Source organism: Streptomyces tendae (assembly GCF_014650435.1).
Classification (GTDB): Bacteria; Actinomycetota; Actinomycetes; order Streptomycetales; family Streptomycetaceae; genus Streptomyces; species Streptomyces tendae.
Map to the genome: position 1 here is coordinate 260,598 of NZ_BMUY01000001.1, position 16,927 is coordinate 277,524.

The 16,927-nt window shown below is 68.0% G+C and carries 25 protein-coding genes; 24 read left to right on the top strand and 1 reads right to left on the bottom strand.

Going from position 1 to position 16,927, the window contains the following annotated elements:
• Positions 1–21 precede the first annotated feature (21 nt).
• The 20 genes from rplN to truA all read left to right on the top strand — a co-directional run bounded on the left by rplN (position 22) and on the right by truA (position 11,924).
• Positions 22–390, top strand: coding sequence for a 50S ribosomal protein L14 (gene rplN / locus IE258_RS01265; protein WP_003974257.1), 369 nt, complete (start codon positions 22–24; stop codon positions 388–390).
• 2 nt (positions 391–392) lie between these two features.
• Positions 393–716, top strand: coding sequence for a 50S ribosomal protein L24 (gene rplX / locus IE258_RS01270; protein ID WP_003974256.1), 324 nt, complete (start codon positions 393–395; stop codon positions 714–716).
• Positions 716–1,273 (top strand): 50S ribosomal protein L5, encoded by a 558-nt coding sequence (gene rplE, locus IE258_RS01275; protein WP_003974255.1) that lies wholly within the window; start codon positions 716–718, stop codon positions 1,271–1,273. Before rplX ends, rplE begins: the two co-directional genes overlap by 1 nt.
• A 5-nt stretch (positions 1,274–1,278) precedes the next feature.
• The gene (locus tag IE258_RS01280) at positions 1,279–1,464 is read left to right on the top strand and encodes a type Z 30S ribosomal protein S14 (protein WP_003948630.1); all 186 of its coding nucleotides are present in this window, start codon (positions 1,279–1,281) and stop codon (positions 1,462–1,464) included.
• Between the two features lie 211 nt (positions 1,465–1,675).
• Complete coding sequence (rpsH, locus tag IE258_RS01285; RefSeq protein ID WP_026248232.1) at positions 1,676–2,074, top strand: 30S ribosomal protein S8; 399 nt, start codon at positions 1,676–1,678, stop codon at positions 2,072–2,074.
• A gap of 24 nt (positions 2,075–2,098) precedes the next feature.
• Complete coding sequence (gene rplF / locus IE258_RS01290; RefSeq protein WP_003974253.1) at positions 2,099–2,638, top strand: 50S ribosomal protein L6; 540 nt, start codon at positions 2,099–2,101, stop codon at positions 2,636–2,638.
• 3 nt (positions 2,639–2,641) lie between these two features.
• On the top strand, positions 2,642–3,025 hold the full coding sequence (gene rplR / locus IE258_RS01295; protein WP_003974252.1) for a 50S ribosomal protein L18: 384 nt from the start codon (positions 2,642–2,644) through the stop codon (positions 3,023–3,025).
• A 43-nt stretch (positions 3,026–3,068) separates the two neighbouring features.
• Positions 3,069–3,674, top strand: a complete 606-nt coding sequence (gene rpsE, locus IE258_RS01300) for a 30S ribosomal protein S5 (RefSeq protein ID WP_003974251.1) — start codon at positions 3,069–3,071, stop codon at positions 3,672–3,674.
• 2 nt (positions 3,675–3,676) lie between these two features.
• Positions 3,677–3,859 carry a 50S ribosomal protein L30 gene (rpmD, locus tag IE258_RS01305; RefSeq protein WP_003974250.1) on the top strand — a complete coding sequence of 61 codons (183 nt, stop codon included), beginning with the start codon at positions 3,677–3,679 and terminating at the stop codon, positions 3,857–3,859.
• 2 nt (positions 3,860–3,861) lie between these two features.
• Positions 3,862–4,317, top strand: coding sequence for a 50S ribosomal protein L15 (gene rplO, locus IE258_RS01310; protein ID WP_003974249.1), 456 nt, complete (start codon positions 3,862–3,864; stop codon positions 4,315–4,317).
• A 256-nt stretch (positions 4,318–4,573) separates the two neighbouring features.
• A complete protein-coding gene (gene secY / locus IE258_RS01315; protein ID WP_003974248.1) occupies positions 4,574–5,887 on the top strand; it encodes a preprotein translocase subunit SecY in 1,314 nt (437 codons plus the stop codon).
• The gene (locus IE258_RS01320) at positions 5,887–6,540 is read left to right on the top strand and encodes an adenylate kinase (RefSeq protein ID WP_003974247.1); all 654 of its coding nucleotides are present in this window, start codon (positions 5,887–5,889) and stop codon (positions 6,538–6,540) included. Before secY ends, IE258_RS01320 begins: the two co-directional genes overlap by 1 nt.
• A gap of 152 nt (positions 6,541–6,692) precedes the next feature.
• Positions 6,693–7,529 (top strand): type I methionyl aminopeptidase, encoded by an 837-nt coding sequence (gene map / locus IE258_RS01325; RefSeq protein ID WP_189737796.1) that lies wholly within the window; start codon positions 6,693–6,695, stop codon positions 7,527–7,529.
• Between the two features lie 141 nt (positions 7,530–7,670).
• Positions 7,671–7,892, top strand: coding sequence for a translation initiation factor IF-1 (gene infA / locus IE258_RS01330; RefSeq protein WP_003948620.1), 222 nt, complete (start codon positions 7,671–7,673; stop codon positions 7,890–7,892).
• 68 nt (positions 7,893–7,960) lie between these two features.
• Positions 7,961–8,074 (top strand): 50S ribosomal protein L36, encoded by a 114-nt coding sequence (rpmJ, locus tag IE258_RS01335; RefSeq protein WP_003974245.1) that lies wholly within the window; start codon positions 7,961–7,963, stop codon positions 8,072–8,074.
• A 221-nt stretch (positions 8,075–8,295) separates the two neighbouring features.
• Positions 8,296–8,676 (top strand): 30S ribosomal protein S13, encoded by a 381-nt coding sequence (rpsM, locus tag IE258_RS01340; protein WP_003974244.1) that lies wholly within the window; start codon positions 8,296–8,298, stop codon positions 8,674–8,676.
• A 64-nt stretch (positions 8,677–8,740) separates the two neighbouring features.
• The gene (gene rpsK, locus IE258_RS01345) at positions 8,741–9,145 is read left to right on the top strand and encodes a 30S ribosomal protein S11 (protein ID WP_007443997.1); all 405 of its coding nucleotides are present in this window, start codon (positions 8,741–8,743) and stop codon (positions 9,143–9,145) included.
• A 138-nt stretch (positions 9,146–9,283) separates the two neighbouring features.
• Complete coding sequence (locus IE258_RS01350; protein WP_003966937.1) at positions 9,284–10,306, top strand: DNA-directed RNA polymerase subunit alpha; 1,023 nt, start codon at positions 9,284–9,286, stop codon at positions 10,304–10,306.
• A gap of 116 nt (positions 10,307–10,422) precedes the next feature.
• Positions 10,423–10,929 carry a 50S ribosomal protein L17 gene (gene rplQ / locus IE258_RS01355; protein WP_189737799.1) on the top strand — a complete coding sequence of 169 codons (507 nt, stop codon included), beginning with the start codon at positions 10,423–10,425 and terminating at the stop codon, positions 10,927–10,929.
• A 140-nt stretch (positions 10,930–11,069) separates the two neighbouring features.
• Positions 11,070–11,924 carry a tRNA pseudouridine(38-40) synthase TruA gene (truA, locus tag IE258_RS01360; RefSeq protein WP_189737802.1) on the top strand — a complete coding sequence of 285 codons (855 nt, stop codon included), beginning with the start codon at positions 11,070–11,072 and terminating at the stop codon, positions 11,922–11,924.
• Between the two features lie 19 nt (positions 11,925–11,943).
• Here truA and IE258_RS01365 read toward each other — a convergent pair whose 3' ends face one another.
• Entirely contained in the window at positions 11,944–12,852 is a 909-nt protein-coding gene (locus tag IE258_RS01365) for a hypothetical protein (RefSeq protein WP_189737804.1), read from the bottom strand.
• 74 nt (positions 12,853–12,926) lie between these two features.
• On the opposite strand from IE258_RS01365, the gene IE258_RS01370 reads away from it, so the two are divergent.
• From IE258_RS01370 to glmM, 4 genes are all read left to right on the top strand, one after another.
• A complete protein-coding gene (locus IE258_RS01370) occupies positions 12,927–14,132 on the top strand; it encodes a glycosyltransferase family 87 protein (protein WP_229891898.1) in 1,206 nt (401 codons plus the stop codon).
• 207 nt (positions 14,133–14,339) lie between these two features.
• Complete coding sequence (rplM, locus tag IE258_RS01375) at positions 14,340–14,783, top strand: 50S ribosomal protein L13 (protein WP_064729367.1); 444 nt, start codon at positions 14,340–14,342, stop codon at positions 14,781–14,783.
• A 42-nt stretch (positions 14,784–14,825) separates the two neighbouring features.
• A complete protein-coding gene (gene rpsI, locus IE258_RS01380; RefSeq protein ID WP_087807730.1) occupies positions 14,826–15,338 on the top strand; it encodes a 30S ribosomal protein S9 in 513 nt (170 codons plus the stop codon).
• Between the two features lie 215 nt (positions 15,339–15,553).
• On the top strand, positions 15,554–16,912 hold the full coding sequence (gene glmM / locus IE258_RS01385) for a phosphoglucosamine mutase (RefSeq protein ID WP_164458926.1): 1,359 nt from the start codon (positions 15,554–15,556) through the stop codon (positions 16,910–16,912).
• The last annotated feature ends 15 nt before the right edge of the window (positions 16,913–16,927 follow it).

The following is a 16,927-nucleotide window of genomic DNA, read 5'->3' on the forward strand; positions in this document are numbered from 1 at the left end:
GCAGACATTCAGGAGATAGACGTGATCCAGCAGGAGTCGCGGCTGCGTGTCGCCGACAACACGGGTGCGAAGGAAATCCTGACCATCCGTGTGCTCGGTGGCTCGGGCCGCCGCTACGCGGGTATCGGTGACGTCATCGTCGCCACCGTCAAGGACGCGATCCCCGGTGGCAACGTGAAGAAGGGTGACGTCGTCAAGGCGGTCATCGTTCGCACCGTCAAGGAGCGCCGCCGTCCCGACGGCTCGTACATCCGCTTCGACGAGAACGCCGCCGTCATTCTGAAGAACGACGGCGACCCTCGCGGCACCCGTATCTTCGGCCCGGTGGGCCGTGAGCTGCGCGAGAAGAAGTTCATGAAGATCATCTCCCTCGCGCCGGAGGTGCTGTGAGCATGAAGATCAAGAAGGGCGACCTGGTCCAGGTCATCACCGGTAAGGACAAGGGCAAGCAGGGCAAGGTCATCGCGGCCTTCCCCCGTGAGGACCGCGTCCTGGTCGAGGGTGTCAACCGGGTCAAGAAGCACACCAAGGCCGGTCCGACCGCTCGCGGTTCGCAGGCCGGCGGCATCGTGACCACCGAGGCCCCGATCCACGTCTCCAACGTCCAGCTGGTCGTGGAGAAGGACGGCAACAAGGTCGTCACGCGCGTCGGTTACCGCTTCGACGACGAGGGCAACAAGGTTCGCGTTGCCAAGCGGACGGGTGAGGACATCTGATGGCTACCACCACCACTCCGCGTCTCAAGACGAAGTACCGCGAGGAGATCGCGGGCAAGCTGCGTGAGGAGTTCTCCTACGAGAACGTCATGCAGATCCCCGGCCTCGTGAAGATCGTGGTCAACATGGGTGTCGGCGACGCCGCCCGTGACTCGAAGCTGATCGAGGGCGCGATCCGCGACCTGACCACCATCACCGGTCAGAAGCCGGCCGTCACCAAGGCCCGCAAGTCCATCGCGCAGTTCAAGCTGCGTGAGGGTCAGCCGATCGGTGCCCACGTCACGCTCCGTGGCGACCGCATGTGGGAGTTCCTGGACCGCACCCTGTCGCTCGCGCTGCCGCGCATCCGCGACTTCCGCGGTCTGTCCCCCAAGCAGTTCGACGGCCGTGGCAACTACACCTTCGGTCTCACGGAGCAGGTCATGTTCCACGAGATCGACCAGGACAAGATCGACCGCACCCGGGGTATGGACATCACCGTGGTGACCACGGCGACCAACGACGCTGAGGGCCGCGCGCTCCTCCGTCACCTCGGCTTCCCCTTCAAGGAGGCGTGAGCGAGATGGCGAAGAAGGCTCTGATTGCCAAGGCTGCTCGCAAGCCCAAGTTCGGTGTCCGCGGCTACACGCGCTGCCAGCGCTGCGGCCGTCCGCACTCCGTCTACCGCAAGTTCGGCCTGTGCCGCGTGTGCCTTCGTGAGATGGCTCACCGTGGCGAGCTGCCGGGCGTGACCAAGAGCTCCTGGTAATCCGGTAAATCCGGGTTATTCAGACTCTCGGTAAGCAACTGGGTCGACAGAGGCCCGCCTCCGCATGCCGTAGGCTTGCGGGGTTGGGCGTCTGTCGCGCCCGTACGACTTACTACGCCGTAGGTCCACCGCGCCGCACCCGTCCCGTCTCGGATCGGGGAGAGGGATGGCGCACCAGGAAACCCCGGCGAGAGAGGCCGAAGGCCAATTCATGACCATGACTGATCCGATCGCAGACATGCTTACGCGTCTGCGGAACGCGAACTCGGCGTACCACGACTCCGTGACGATGCCGGCGTCCAAGATCAAGTCTCACATCGCGGAGATCCTCCAGCAGGAGGGCTTCATCACCGGCTGGAAGACCGAGGACGCCGAGGTCGGCAAGAACCTCGTCCTCGAGCTGAAGTTCGGCCCGAACCGTGAGCGCTCCATCGCGGGCATCAAGCGGATCTCCAAGCCCGGTCTCCGGGTGTACGCGAAGTCCACCAACCTGCCCAAGGTGCTGGGTGGCCTCGGCGTGGCGATCATCTCCACGTCCCACGGGCTCCTCACCGACAAGCAGGCCGGCAAGAAGGGCGTAGGCGGAGAAGTCCTCGCCTACGTCTGGTAACGGAAGGGAACGGAGGAAACAGCTATGTCGCGCATCGGCAAGCTCCCCATCGCGGTTCCCGCCGGCGTGGACGTCACCATCGACGGCCGTACGGTTTCGGTCAAGGGCCCCAAGGGCTCGCTGACCCACACCGTCGTGGCGCCGATCGACATCGCCAAGGGTGAGGACGGCGTGCTGAACGTCACCCGCCCCAACGACGAGCGTCAGAGCAAGGCCCTGCACGGCCTGTCCCGCACGCTGGTGGCGAACATGATCACCGGCGTGACCCAGGGTTACGTGAAGAAGCTCGAGATCAGCGGTGTCGGTTACCGCGTGCTCGCCAAGGGTTCGAACCTGGAGTTCTCCCTCGGCTACAGCCACCCGATCCTGGTCGAGGCCCCCGAGGGCATCACCTTCAAGGTGGAGAACCCGACCCACTTCTCGGTCGAGGGCATCGACAAGCAGAAGGTCGGCGAGGTTGCGGCCAACATCCGCAAGCTGCGCAAGCCCGACCCGTACAAGGCCAAGGGCGTCAAGTACGAGGGCGAAGTCATCCGCCGCAAGGTCGGAAAGGCGGGTAAGTAAGCCATGGCATACGGACAGAAGATCCTCAAGGGCGACGCCTACAAGCGCGCCGCGATCAAGCGCCGCCACATCCGGATTCGCAAGAATCTCTCGGGTACGGCGGAGCGTCCCCGTCTGGTCGTTACCCGCTCGAACCGCCACATCGTGGCCCAGGTGATCGACGACATCAAGGGTCACACCCTGGCGTCGGCGTCCACCCTGGACACCTCGATCCGCGGTGGCGAGGCCGACAAGTCCGCGCAGGCCAAGCAGGTCGGCGCCCTGGTCGCCGAGCGCGCCAAGGCCGCCGGTGTCGAGGCCGTCGTGTTCGACCGTGGTGGTAACCAGTACGCCGGGCGCATCGCCGCCCTGGCGGACGCCGCCCGCGAAGCCGGACTGAAGTTCTGAGCCGGTTCCGTAACGCTAGCGGAAACAGAGAGAGGTAATTCCAATGGCTGGACCCCAGCGCCGCGGCAGCGGTGCCGGTGGCGGCGAGCGGCGGGACCGGAAGGGCCGTGACGGTGGCGCAGGTGCCGCCGAGAAGACCGCTTACGTTGAGCGCGTTGTCGCGATCAACCGCGTCGCCAAGGTTGTGAAGGGTGGTCGTCGCTTCAGCTTCACCGCGCTGGTCGTGGTGGGTGACGGTGACGGCACCGTGGGTGTCGGATACGGCAAGGCCAAGGAGGTGCCGGCCGCCATCGCCAAGGGTGTTGAGGAGGCCAAGAAGCACTTCTTCAAGGTCCCCCGCATCCAGGGCACCATCCCGCACCCCATCCAGGGTGAGAAGGCTGCCGGCGTCGTGCTGCTCAAGCCCGCGTCCCCCGGTACCGGCGTTATCGCCGGTGGCCCGGTGCGCGCCGTGCTCGAGTGCGCCGGTATCCACGACGTGCTGTCGAAGTCGCTCGGCTCCGACAACCAGATCAACATCGTGCACGCGACCGTGGAGGCCCTCAAGGGCCTGCAGCGTCCCGAGGAGATCGCGGCCCGCCGCGGTCTGCCGCTCGAGGACGTCGCCCCCGCGGCCCTTCTCCGTGCGCGTGCCGGGGCGGGTGCGTAATCATGGCGCAGCTCAAGATTACGCAGGTCAAGTCCTACATCGGCAGCAAGCAGAACCACCGTGACACCCTGCGCTCCCTTGGTCTCAAGGGCATCAACACGCAGGTCGTCAAGGAGGACCGCCCCGAGTTCCGCGGCATGGTGCACACCGTCCGCCACCTCGTGACGGTCGAGGAGGTCGACTGATCATGGCGGAGAACAACCCGCTCAAGATCCACAACCTCCGTCCCGCCCCCGGCGCCAAGACCGCCAAGACCCGTGTCGGTCGTGGTGAGGCGTCGAAGGGTAAGACGGCCGGTCGTGGTACGAAGGGTACGAAGGCCCGTTACCAGGTTCCGGAGCGCTTCGAGGGTGGCCAGATGCCCCTCCACATGCGTCTTCCGAAGCTGAAGGGCTTCAAGAACCCGTTCAAGACCGAGTTCCAGGTCGTGAACCTCGACAAGCTGGCCGCGCTGTACCCCGAGGGTGGCGAGGTCACCGTCGAGGGCCTGGTGGCCAAGGGTGCCGTTCGCAAGAACAGCCTCGTCAAGGTCCTCGGCCAGGGCGAGATCTCCGTGGCGCTGCAGGTGACGGTCGACGCCGTCTCCGGCTCCGCCAAGGAGAAGATCACCGCCGCCGGCGGTACCGTCACCGAGCTCGTCTGAACTACTCGGACGTGTCGATGACATGAGCGATCCCAACCGGGGATGCCCCACAAAAGGGGTATCCCCGGTTGGTCGTTCCAAGGGGAGTGCTCCCGCCGGTAAGGTGGCCTGCGCTGCCCTCTTTCACGGGTGCGTCACATGAGGCACTCTTGGCGGCGGTTCAGCGTTACTCCCTTAGCCGTCCACTTATCAGTCGTCAGTCGAACCTCAAGACCGTCACCCTTGACGCAGTAGCGCGGGGGTCGCAGGAGGCACCGTGCTCACCGCGTTCGCCCGGGCGTTCAAGACGCCCGACCTGCGCAAGAAGCTGCTCTTCACGCTCGGCATCATCGTGGTGTACCGACTCGGTACCCACATCCCCATTCCAGGCGTCGACTACAAGAACGTCCAGGAGTGCGTGGACCAGGCGTCCGGCAACCAGGGCCTCTTCGGCCTGGTCAACATGTTCAGCGGTGGCGCCCTGCTGCAGATCACGGTCTTCGCGCTCGGCATCATGCCGTACATCACGGCGAGCATCATTCTGCAGCTGCTGACCGTCGTGATCCCGCGCCTGGAAGCCCTCAAGAAGGAGGGCCAGGCCGGTACGGCGAAGATCACGCAGTACACCCGCTACCTGACCGTGGCGCTCGCCATCCTCCAGGGCACCGGCCTGGTGGCCACCGCCCGCAGCGGTGCCCTCTTCTCCGGCTGCACCGTCGCCGGTCAGATCGTCCCCGACCAGGCGATCTTCACCACCGTCGTCATGGTCATCTGCATGACCGCCGGTACCTGTGTCGTCATGTGGCTCGGCGAGCTGATCACCGACCGCGGCATCGGCAACGGCATGTCGATCCTGATGTTCATCTCGATCGCCGCGACCTTCCCGTCCGCCCTGTGGGCCATCAAGAAGCAGGGCGAGCTGGCCGACGGCTGGATCGAGTTCGGCACGGTCATCCTCGTCGGCCTGGTCATGGTCGGCCTGGTGGTCTTCGTGGAGCAGGCCCAGCGCCGGATCCCCGTGCAGTACGCGAAGCGCATGATCGGCCGCCGCTCCTACGGCGGCACCTCGACGTACATCCCGCTCAAGGTGAACCAGGCGGGTGTCATCCCCGTCATCTTCGCCTCGTCGCTGCTCTACATCCCGGCACTGATCGTCCAGTTCTCGAACTCGACGGCGGGCTGGGCCACCTGGATCACGAAGAACCTCGCGGACACCGCGGCGACGCCGCACATCATCCTGTACTTCTTCCTGATCGTCTTCTTCGCCTTCTTCTACGTGGCCATCTCGTTCAACCCCGAGGAAGTCGCGGACAACATGAAGAAGTATGGTGGCTTCATCCCGGGCATCCGGGCTGGCCGACCGACCGCTGAGTATCTGAGCTACGTACTCAACCGGATCACCTGGCCGGGTTCGCTGTACTTGGGTCTGATCGCTCTCGTCCCGACAATGGCGTTGGCTGGTTTCGGGGCAAACCAGAACTTCCCGTTCGGTGGCACCAGCATCCTGATCATCGTGGGTGTCGGTCTCGAGACGGTGAAGCAGATCGAGAGCCAGCTCCAGCAGCGCAATTACGAAGGGTTCCTCCGCTGATGCGAATCGTCCTCGTCGGGCCTCCGGGTGCCGGAAAGGGAACGCAGGCCACCCGCCTTGCCGAGACGCTGCACATTCCGCACATCTCCACGGGCGACCTGTTCCGCGCGAACATCAGCCAGCAGACCGAACTGGGCAAGCTCGCGAAGTCCTACATGGACGCCGGCAATCTCGTGCCGGACGAGGTCACCATCGCCATGGCGAAGGACCGCATGGAGCAGCCCGACGCCGAGGGCGGCTTCCTGCTGGACGGCTTCCCGCGGAACGTCTCCCAGGCCGAGGCGCTGGACGAGCTGCTCGAGACCGAGGACATGAAGCTCGACGCGGTGCTGGACCTGGAGGCCCCGGAGGACGAGGTCGTCAAGCGGATCGCCGGCCGGCGCGTCTGCCGCAACGACTCGGCCCACGTCTTCCACGTGACGTACACCCCGCCGAAGAAGGAAGGCGTCTGCGACGTCTGCGGCGGCGAGCTGTACCAGCGGGACGACGACTCCGAGGAGACGGTCCGCAAGCGGCTCGAGGTCTACCACACGCAGACCGAGCCGATCATCGACTACTACAAGTCGCAGGGCCTGGTCGCGACCATCGCGGCGACGGGACCCGTGGACGAGGTCACCCGCCGTGCGCTGGAGGCGCTCAAGCGCGACCAGTAGTACTCCGCCCGGCTTCAGCCGCGGTCCCTCGCTCAGGGGGCCGCGGCTGTGCTGTGGGGTGGGGTGGCTCCGCCCCGTATCGTGGGAACCGTTCTCCTCCCGCGCCCCTCCTCCGTACCGGTCCAGTCCCGTCCAGAAAGGCCGCAGCCCCCATGGTGCAGATCAAGAACCCCGAGCAGATCGCCAAGATGCGCGAGGCGGGGCTGGTCGTCGCCGCCATCCACGCGGCCACCCGCGAGGCCGCCGTGCCCGGCGCGACGACCAGGGACCTGGACCAGGTCGCCCGGAAGGTCCTCGCGGAGCACGACGCCAAGCCGAACTTCCTCGGGTACGGGGGCTTCCCCGCCACCATCTGCACCTCGGTGAACGAGGTCGTCGTCCACGGCATCCCGTCCGACGACGTGGTCCTCAAGGACGGCGACGTCATCTCCATCGACTGCGGCGCGATCATCGACGGCTGGCACGGCGACGCCGCCTACACGGCCTTGGTGGGCTCCGGTCACTCCCCGGAGCTGGTCGAGCTGTCCCGGGTGACCGAGGAGTCCATGTGGGCGGGCATCGCGGCCATGAAGCAGGGCAACCGCCTGGTGGACGTCTCCCGCGCCATCGAGACCTACATCCGCCGCCAGCCCAAGCCCGGCGGCGGCAAGTACGGGATCATCGAGGACTACGGCGGCCACGGCATCGGCACCGAGATGCACATGGACCCGCACCTGCTGAACTACGTCGACCGCCGGCGCGGCAAGGGCCCGAAGCTCGTCCCCGGCTTCTGCCTCGCCATCGAGCCGATGCTCTCCCTGGGCACCCCCCGCACCGAGGTCCTCTCCGACGACTGGACCGTCATCACCACGGACGGCACCTGGTCCTCCCACTGGGAGCACTCGGTGGCCCTGACGGAACAGGGCCCGCTGGTCCTGACGTCCCCCGACGGCGGCAGGGCGAAGCTGGCGGAGCTGGGGATCACGGCGGCGCCGGACCCCCTTGCATAACGATCTCGCATCCGGGGCAGACTTCCTCGTTTCGCCTTTCCGGGTTCGCTGACGTAGACTGACTCGTCGGCTCCCGTGCACCCCCATGTCTGGAGGATTGCACGATGAGTCGATCAAGGTAGTCGATTCGAAGGGCGAAGCGTGGCCAAGAAGCAAGGTGCCATCGAGATCGAGGGCACTGTCGTCGAGTCTCTTCCGAACGCCATGTTCAAGGTCGAGCTCCAGAACGGCCACCAGGTCCTGGCACACATCAGCGGCAAGATGCGTATGCACTACATCCGCATCCTCCCTGACGACCGGGTCGTGGTGGAGCTGTCTCCGTACGACCTGACGCGTGGCCGGATCGTCTACCGGTACAAGTAGATCTTGCCCACGTCCCGTGCGCCTCGCGTGCGGGTCCGCCGGCAACTGACCCGGAGAACCTCACACCCATGAAGGTCAAGCCGAGCGTCAAGAAGATCTGCGACAAGTGCAGGGTGATCCGCCGTCACGGTCGGGTCATGGTCATCTGCGACAACCCGCGCCACAAGCAGCGCCAGGGCTGACGCCTGACCGTTCCCTCCGCGATTCGCATGACTTCGCGCGACGCGAGCTGAACATGTTCATACGCAGGACCCGGGCGAGCGATCGTCCGACACCCCCGGTTCGGAGGCCGGGGACCCGAGCCGTACCAAGTCTTTGGCTGTGTCTCTTGAACAGCGTGAAGGTGCCGGCGGCCGGGGATCGGTTCTGTGGAAGACCTCCGACAATCAACTGGAGCCATTGAATGGCACGCGTTTCCGGTGTTGACATCCCGCGCGAAAAGCGCGTCGAGATCGCCCTCACCTACGTGTTCGGCATCGGCCGGACCCTCTCGCAGCAGACGCTCGCCGCCACCGGCGTGGACCCGAACACCCGTGTTCGGGACCTCTCCGAGGAGCAGCTCGTCGCGATCCGCGAGTACGTCGACAACAACATCAAGACCGAGGGTGACCTCCGTCGCGAGGTCCAGGCCGACATCCGCCGCAAGGTCGAGATCGGTACCTACCAGGGTCTCCGTCACCGTCGCGGTCTGCCCGTCCGCGGTCAGCGCACCAGCACGAACGCCCGTACCCGCAAGGGCCCGCGTCGCGCCATCGCCGGCAAGAAGAAGCCGGGCAAGAAGTAGTCCTCAGCGGACGCTTTTCAGCGGTCTTCGCTGTAGGACCGACCACCTCCCGTAGGAGAACGACATGCCCCCCAAGGGACGTCAGGGCGCGACCAAGAAGGTGCGCCGCAAGGAAAAGAAGAACGTCGCTCACGGCCACGCGCACATCAAGAGCACGTTCAACAACACGATCGTGTCCATCACGGACCCGACCGGCAACGTGATCTCCTGGGCCTCCGCCGGCCACGTCGGCTTCAAGGGCTCCCGGAAGTCCACGCCGTTCGCCGCGCAGATGGCCGCCGAGTCGGCTGCCCGTCGCGCGCAGGAGCACGGCATGCGCAAGGTCGACGTGTTCGTCAAGGGCCCGGGTTCCGGTCGTGAGACCGCCATCCGCTCCCTGCAGGCGACCGGCCTCGAGGTCGGCTCCATCCAGGACGTCACGCCCACCCCGCACAACGGGTGCCGTCCGCCGAAGCGTCGTCGCGTCTGATCCCGCTTCACCGCGGCATCGCTTCAACGCTTCACCAGGGTTTCCGGGCGGTACGGCTCTTTCGGGTCGTATCGCCCGTACCCTTGCAGTACTAGTCGGGCGTCAAATAGCGGGCGCCCCTGACTGAAGGATCACCACATGCTGATCGCTCAGCGTCCCTCGTTGACCGAAGAGGTCGTCGACGAGTTCCGCTCCCGGTTCGTCATCGAGCCGCTGGAGCCGGGCTTCGGCTACACCCTCGGCAACTCCCTGCGCCGGACCCTCCTGTCGTCGATCCCGGGTGCGGCGGTCACGTCCATCCGCATCGACGGTGTCCTGCACGAGTTCACCACCGTGCCGGGCGTCAAGGAGGACGTCACCGACCTGATCCTCAACATCAAGCAGCTGGTCGTCTCCTCGGAGCACGACGAGCCGGTCGTGATGTACCTGCGCAAGCAGGGCCCGGGTCTGGTCACCGCCGCCGACATCGCGCCCCCGGCCGGTGTCGAGGTGCACAACCCCGACCTCGTCCTCGCCACGCTCAACGGCAAGGGCAAGCTGGAGATGGAGCTGACCGTCGAGCGCGGTCGCGGCTACGTCTCCGCCGTGCAGAACAAGCAGGTCGGTCAGGAGATCGGGCGCATCCCGGTCGACTCGATCTACTCGCCGGTCCTCAAGGTCACGTACAAGGTCGAGGCCACGCGTGTCGAGCAGCGCACCGACTTCGACAAGCTGATCGTCGACGTCGAGACCAAGCAGGCCATGCGTCCGCGTGACGCCATGGCCTCGGCCGGCAAGACCCTGGTCGAGCTGTTCGGTCTCGCCCGCGAGCTGAACATCGACGCCGAGGGCATCGACATGGGTCCGTCCCCGACGGACGCCGCGCTCGCCGCCGATCTGGCCCTTCCGATCGAGGAGCTGGAGCTCACCGTTCGGTCGTACAACTGCCTCAAGCGTGAGGGCATCCACTCCGTGGGTGAGCTGGTTGCCCGCTCCGAGGCGGACCTGCTCGACATCCGCAACTTCGGTGCGAAGTCCATCGACGAGGTCAAGGCCAAGCTGGCCGGCATGGGCCTGGCCCTCAAGGACAGCCCGCCCGGATTCGACCCGACCGCCGCCGCGGACGCCTTCGGCGCCGACGACGACGCGGACGCCGGTTTCGTGGAGACCGAGCAGTACTGATCGGTACCACTTCCGGGGGCCTCGTGCAGGCCCCCGGATCTCCGACGGGCGACCGCCCGCTCGGATACTGACTCCGGTACCTGATACGGCCGGGGCAGACACCTAGGAGAAACATCATGCCGAAGCCCACCAAGGGTGCCCGTCTGGGCGGCAGCGCCGCGCACGAGAAGCTGCTCCTCGCGAACCTCGCGAAGTCGCTCTTCGAGCACGGCAAGATCACGACCACCGAGGCGAAGGCGCGCAAGCTGCGTCCGTACGCCGAGCGTCTGGTCACCAAGGCGAAGAAGGGTGACCTTCACAACCGCCGTCAGGTGCTCCAGGTGATCACGGACAAGAGCATCGTCCACACGCTCTTCACCGAGATCGGCCCGCGCTACGAGAACCGTCCCGGTGGCTACACCCGGATCACCAAGATCGGTAACCGCCGTGGCGACAACGCGCCCATGGCCGTCATCGAGCTGGTCGAGGCGCTGACCGTGGCGCAGCAGGCGACGGGCGAGGCCGAGGCCGCGACCAAGCGTGCCGCCAAGGACGCGGAGGGCTCCGCCGAGGTTTCCGAGGCCAAGGTCGACACGACCAAGGCCGACGACGAGGCTGCGGCCGAGGAGTCCAAGGACGCGTAAGCGTCTGCCGGGGGCTGTGCGATTGCGGCTGCGGCTTCGTCGTGGCTGTTCGCGCAGTTCCCCGCACCCCTTGAGGGTGTTTGCGGGTCCGTTCCTTTCGAGGGGCGGGCCCGCTTTCGTGTGGGTGAGAGGATCTCTGGGTGAGTGACGAAGTTGAGGCCGGGTTCGTGCGGGTGCGGCTGGATCTCTCCTATGACGGGAGCGAGTTCTCCGGGTGGGCCAAGCAGGCCGGGGGGCGGCGGACCGTGCAGGGGGAGATCGAGGACGCGCTGCGGACCGTGACGCGGTCGCGGGAGACGTACGAGCTGACCGTGGCGGGGCGGACCGACGCCGGAGTGCACGCCCGGGGGCAGGTCGCCCATGTCGATCTGCCGGAGGCGGTCTGGCGTGAGCATCACGTGAAGCTGCTCAAGCGGCTCGCGGGACGGCTGCCCAGGGACGTACGGGTGTGGGCGCTCAGGGAGGCGCCGAGCGGCTTCAACGCCCGGTTCTCGGCGGTCTGGCGGCGCTACGCCTACCGGGTCACCGACAACCCGGGCGGCGTCGACCCGTTGCTGCGCGGACACGTCCTGTGGCACGACTGGCCGCTCGACGTGGACGCCATGAACGAGGCCGCTCGGGGGCTGCTGGGGGAACACGACTTCGCCGCCTACTGCAAGAAGCGGGAGGGGGCGACCACCATCCGGACGCTGCAGGAGCTGAGCCTCGTGCGGGGCGAGGACGGGATCGTCACCGCCACCGTGCGGGCCGACGCCTTCTGCCACAACATGGTGCGCTCCCTCATCGGGGCGCTGCTGTTCGTCGGCGACGGGCACCGCGGGCCCGACTGGCCGGCGAAGGTGCTGGCCGCGGGTGTAAGGGACTCGGCCGTGCACGTCGTACGGCCGCACGGGCTGACGCTTGAGGAGGTCGGCTACCCGGCCGACGAGCTGCTGGCCGCCCGGAACAAGGAGGCGCGCAACAAGCGGTCGCTGCCGGGAGCCGGCTGCTGCTGACGGGGCGGGCGGTGGGCCCTCAGCCCGTCTCCGCCGCCGCCGACGCCTGGGCCTGACCGCGCCGGCGGATCTGCCGGAAGGCGAACTCGGCCAGGTCGTCACCGGCCCGGAACACCCCGGTGGACTTCTCCGTGACGTCCTTGCCGCCGGTGAAGCCGGCGACCGTGAAGTAGGCGTACCGGCCGTAGGAGTTGGTGGTGGAGCGGCAGACGGCGCCGGTGCAGAAGGACTTCACACCGCCGCCGGACAGGGAGCGCACGATGCTCTTCTTGTCGGCGTCCTTCTTGGCCTTCGCGGCCTGCGCCTCGGTGTCGAAGACGGCCACGCCGACCGTCACGGCGGTGTCGCCCTTGGTGTAGGTGACGCGGAGCAGGCGCGTGCACTTGTTGGTGTCGAGGACCTTCGGCAGGGTGCCCTGGGCGGCGGAGCCGCAGGTGCGGGAGTCGGCCGTCGGGCCCTTCTTGTAGACCGTCTCGCCCATGGTGAGCTGGGTTCCGGGGAAGAGCAGGTCCGGGCTGAGCGGGGCCTTGTCCTTCTTGACGCTGGAGACGAAGTCCTTCGGGTCCAGCGGAGGCGGGGCACTGGTCGGGGCGAAGGACGGCTCGGTGGCCGTCGAGCTGGGTATGTCCGCCGTCGTGGGGAGCTGCGAGGAGGGGCCGTCGGACGCCTGGTCTGAACCGTTCGCCGAGACCACGGCCACCGCGACGGCGCTGGCTATCGCCACGGTGGCCAGCGCGCCGCCGCCGATGAACAACAGCCGGCGCCGCTTGGCTCGGGCCTCGGAAGCCTCGGCGAGCGCGGCCCAGTCCGGCGTGTTGTCACTGTTCCCGCTGTTCCAGGGCTGCTGCGGCTGCTGGGACTGCGGCTGCTGCGATTGCGGTGTCCAGGGATCCCACTGCGACTGAGGTCCCCCCTGCCCAAAGCTCATGGGCGGCATCTTAGACGGGCCGAGGGGCGTGCTGGTGCCGGGACTTGGGGCTCGCAGGGCCTAGCGTTCCGTTCATGCGGACGGGCAAAAGCGACATCTCCGGGTGGTTGGTGCAACCGGCGGGAAGGCATCCGTGGGCGGTGCTCGTGACGGCGCTGGCGGCGTCCGCCGCACACGCGGCGCGGACCACCTCGGACGGCGGGATGGACAACGCGATCGTCGTGCGGGCCGCCCGCACCTGGCTGGCCGGCGGTTCCCCCTACGACGACCCGCACTTCCTCTACCTGCCGAGCGCCGTCCTGGCCGCCGTCCCGCAGGCGCTGCTGCCCGGGGCCGTGCTGCGGGTGCTGGTGCCGTGCGCGGTGACGGCCCTGCTGGCGCTGGCCTGGGCCTGTGCGCTGCGCCTGCACCGGGTGCCGCTGGGCAGCCGGCTCGCGGTCCTCGGGCTGACCGGGCTCGCGCTGGGCTTCGCACCGTTCGGGCACCTGGTGCGGCTCGGCAACTGGACGGTGACGGCCACGGTGGCGCTGCCGCTGGCCCTGCTGCTGGCGAGCCGGGGGCGCTGGACGGGGGCGGGAGTCGTCATCGGGGCGGCCGTCGCGCTCAAGCCGCTGCTCGCGCCGGTCGTCCTGCTGTTCCTCTTCGCCGGGCGGTGGCGGGCGCTGGCCGCCGCCGTCCTGGTGCCCGCGCTGGCCTCCGCCGCGGCGGCGCTGGCGATGCCCGACCCGGCGGGCTTCTTCACCCGCACCCTGCCCTTCCTGCTGCACGGCGACGACGGCTTCGTCCGGCTCTACGAGGCGTCCCCGGCGGCCGTACTGCCCCGGCTCGGGGTGCCGCCGGCGCTCGCGCAGGGGTTCGCGGTCGCGGCGGCCTCGGCCGGGGTGCTCTGCGCGTACCGGCGCTGGCGCCGCGCCGACCCCGGTCCGCTGCGGCTCGCGGAGACCGGCGCGGGGCTGATGCTCTCGGCGTTCCTCGTCTCCCGGCCGTCCTACGACCACTACCTCCTGGTCGCCCTGCCGCTGCTGCTCGCCGGGTTGCCGTACGCCGGGTCGGTGGCCCGCGGGGTGTGGTTCTGGATCGCCCTGGTGCCCCAGGCGCCCGGCCTGACCTGGCCCTGGCTCGAGGGGGAGCGGCGGCGGGCCTTCCGGGACGCGTTCACGCTCTGCGTACTGGCGGTGACGGTCGCCCGGCAGGCCCGGACCGGTCCGGCGGGCGCGGACGACCGGGTGCCCCAGGGGCGTGCGCCGGAGCCGGAGCGCGCCCCCGCGGCCCCGTTTTGACCCGGCCGCCGGGGCCCGGGTATTCTGCACAGTCGTATGTGTATTGGCTTGCTCATTCTCACGTGAGGGGCCCTTACACCGGTCCACCGGGACCGATGACCAGCGACCTGCACGCGGTATGCGTCACCGCAGTGCGGTCAGGGCTGTCGTGATCGTCTTCGGTGACCATGTCAGGACCACTCACTGAAGAAGCGAAGGCTACGAACCGTGCGTACGTACAGCCCCAAGCCCGGCGATGTGACGCGCCAGTGGCACGTCATCGACGCTCAGGACGTCGTCCTGGGTCGTCTGGCCACCACTGCGGCCTCCATCCTGCGCGGCAAGCACAAGCCGATCTACGCGCCCCACGTCGACACCGGTGACTTCGTCATCATCATCAACGCCGACAAGGTGCACCTCTCCGGCAACAAGCGGACCCAGAAGATGGCGTACCGCCACTCCGGCTACCCGGGCGGTCTGCGCTCCGTGCGCTACGACGAGCTGCTCGACAAGAACCCGGAGAAGGCCATCGAGAAGGCCGTCAAGGGCATGCTCCCGAAGAACTCCCTGGGCCGTCAGATGCTCTCGAAGCTGAAGGTCTACAAGGGTGACCAGCACCCGCACGGCGCGCAGCAGCCGCAGCCGTTCGAGATCACCCAGGTCGCGCAGTAAGTCCGGCCACCCCCTAAGACTGAAGAGAATCTGAGGAGCATCGTGGCCGAGACCACTGCCGAGCAGCCGCTCGAAGAGATCGACATCGACAGCTACACCACCGAGTCCGAGGTCCCCGTCGAGGGCGAGTACACCTCGGAGTCCATGGCCTCCGCGTTCGGCGAGCCCCAGCCGGCCGCCGGCCTGGGCCGTCGCAAGAACGCCATCGCCCGTGTCCGGATCGTCCCGGGCACCGGCAAGTGGAAGATCAACGGTCGCACCCTCGAGGACTACTTCCCGAACAAGGTGCACCAGCAGGAAGTCAACGAGCCCTTCAAGGTGCTCGAGCTCGACGGTCGTTACGACGTCATCGCCCGCATCGCCGGTGGCGGCGTCTCCGGCCAGGCCGGTGCGCTCCGTCTCGGTGTCGCCCGCGCCCTGAACGAGGCCGACGTGGACAACAACCGCGGCGCCCTCAAGAAGGCCGGCTTCCTGCGCCGCGACGACCGTGCGGTCGAGCGGAAGAAGGCCGGTCTGAAGAAGGCCCGCAAGGCCCCGCAGTACAGCAAGCGCTAAGTCGTACCGGCTGTACTCCGAACGCCCCGGCGGCACGCCACTGTGCTGCCGGGGCATTCGTTTATCCCTGCCGTTGGGCGTATAACGGCACAAGACGTTCTAAGGCTTATGTGATCGTTGGTCGGGCGATGCGTGCCCGGGTCTTCGGGAGCCGACTGCGTGGGCCGCACTCATCGGCAGCCGCTCCCGGAATTGACGTTTCCTCAGGAGGACAAGTGGGACGACTCTTCGGCACGGACGGCGTGCGCGGCGTCGCCAACGCGGATCTGACGGCCGAGCTGGCACTGGGCCTCTCCGTCGCCGCGGCGCACGTACTGGCCGAGGCGGGCACCTTCGCCGGTCACCGGGCGACCGCGGTGGTCGGCCGGGACCCGCGTGCCTCCGGGGAGTTCCTGGAGGCCGCGGTGGTGGCGGGCCTGGCCAGCGCCGGTGTGGACGTGCTGCGGGTCGGTGTGCTGCCGACGCCCGCGGTGGCCCACCTCACCGGCGCGCTCGGCGCCGACCTCGGCGTGATGCTGTCCGCCAGCCACAACGCCATGCCCGACAACGGCATCAAGTTCTTCGCCCGCGGCGGCCACAAGCTCGCCGACGAGCTGGAGGACCGCATCGAGTCCGTCTACGCCGAGCACCGCACCGGCGCCCCCTGGGACCGCCCGACCGGCGCCGGCGTCGGCCGCGTCCGCGACTACGACGAGGGGCTCGACCAGTACGTCGCCCACCTCGTCGGCGTGCTCCCCAACCGCCTCGACGGGCTGAAGATCGTCCTCGACGAGGCGCACGGCGCGGCCTCCCGGGTCTCGCCGGAGGCGTTCGCGCGGGCCGGTGCCGAACTGGTCACCATCGGCGCGGTGCCCGACGGCCTCAACATCAACGACGGCTGCGGCTCCACCCACCTCGACCTGCTCAAGGCCGCCGTCGTCGAGCACGGCGCCGACCTCGGCATCGCCCACGACGGCGACGCCGACCGCTGCCTGGCCGTGGACCACACCGGTGCGGAGGTCGACGGCGACCAGATCCTCGCCGTGCTCTCCCTGGCGATGCGGGAGCGGGACGCGCTGCGCTCGGACACCGTCGTCGCCACCGTCATGTCCAACCTGGGCTTCAAGCTGGCCATGGAGCGCGAGGGCATCCGGTTCGTGCAGACCGGCGTCGGCGACCGGTACGTGCTGGAGGAGATGAAGGAGCACGGCTACGCCCTCGGCGGCGAGCAGTCCGGCCACGTCATCATCCTCGACCACGCCACCACCGGCGACGGCACGCTGACCGGCCTGATGCTGGCGGCGCGGGTCGCGCAGACCGGGCGTACGCTGCGGGACCTCGCGTCCGTGATGGAGCGGCTGCCGCAGGTGCTGGTCAATGTGCCGGACGTGGACAAGTCGCGGGTGAGCACCTCTGCCGAGCTGGCCGCGGCGGTGTCCGAGGCCGAGCGGGAGCTTGGGAGTACCGGGCGGGTGTTGCTGCGACCGTCGGGGACCGAGCCGCTGGTGCGGGTGATGGTGGAAGCGGCGGATATCGAGCAGGCTCGGTCTGTGGCGGGGCGGTTGGCCGATTCGGTGAAGTCTGCGCTGGGGTAGTTTTCTGCGCCGGGT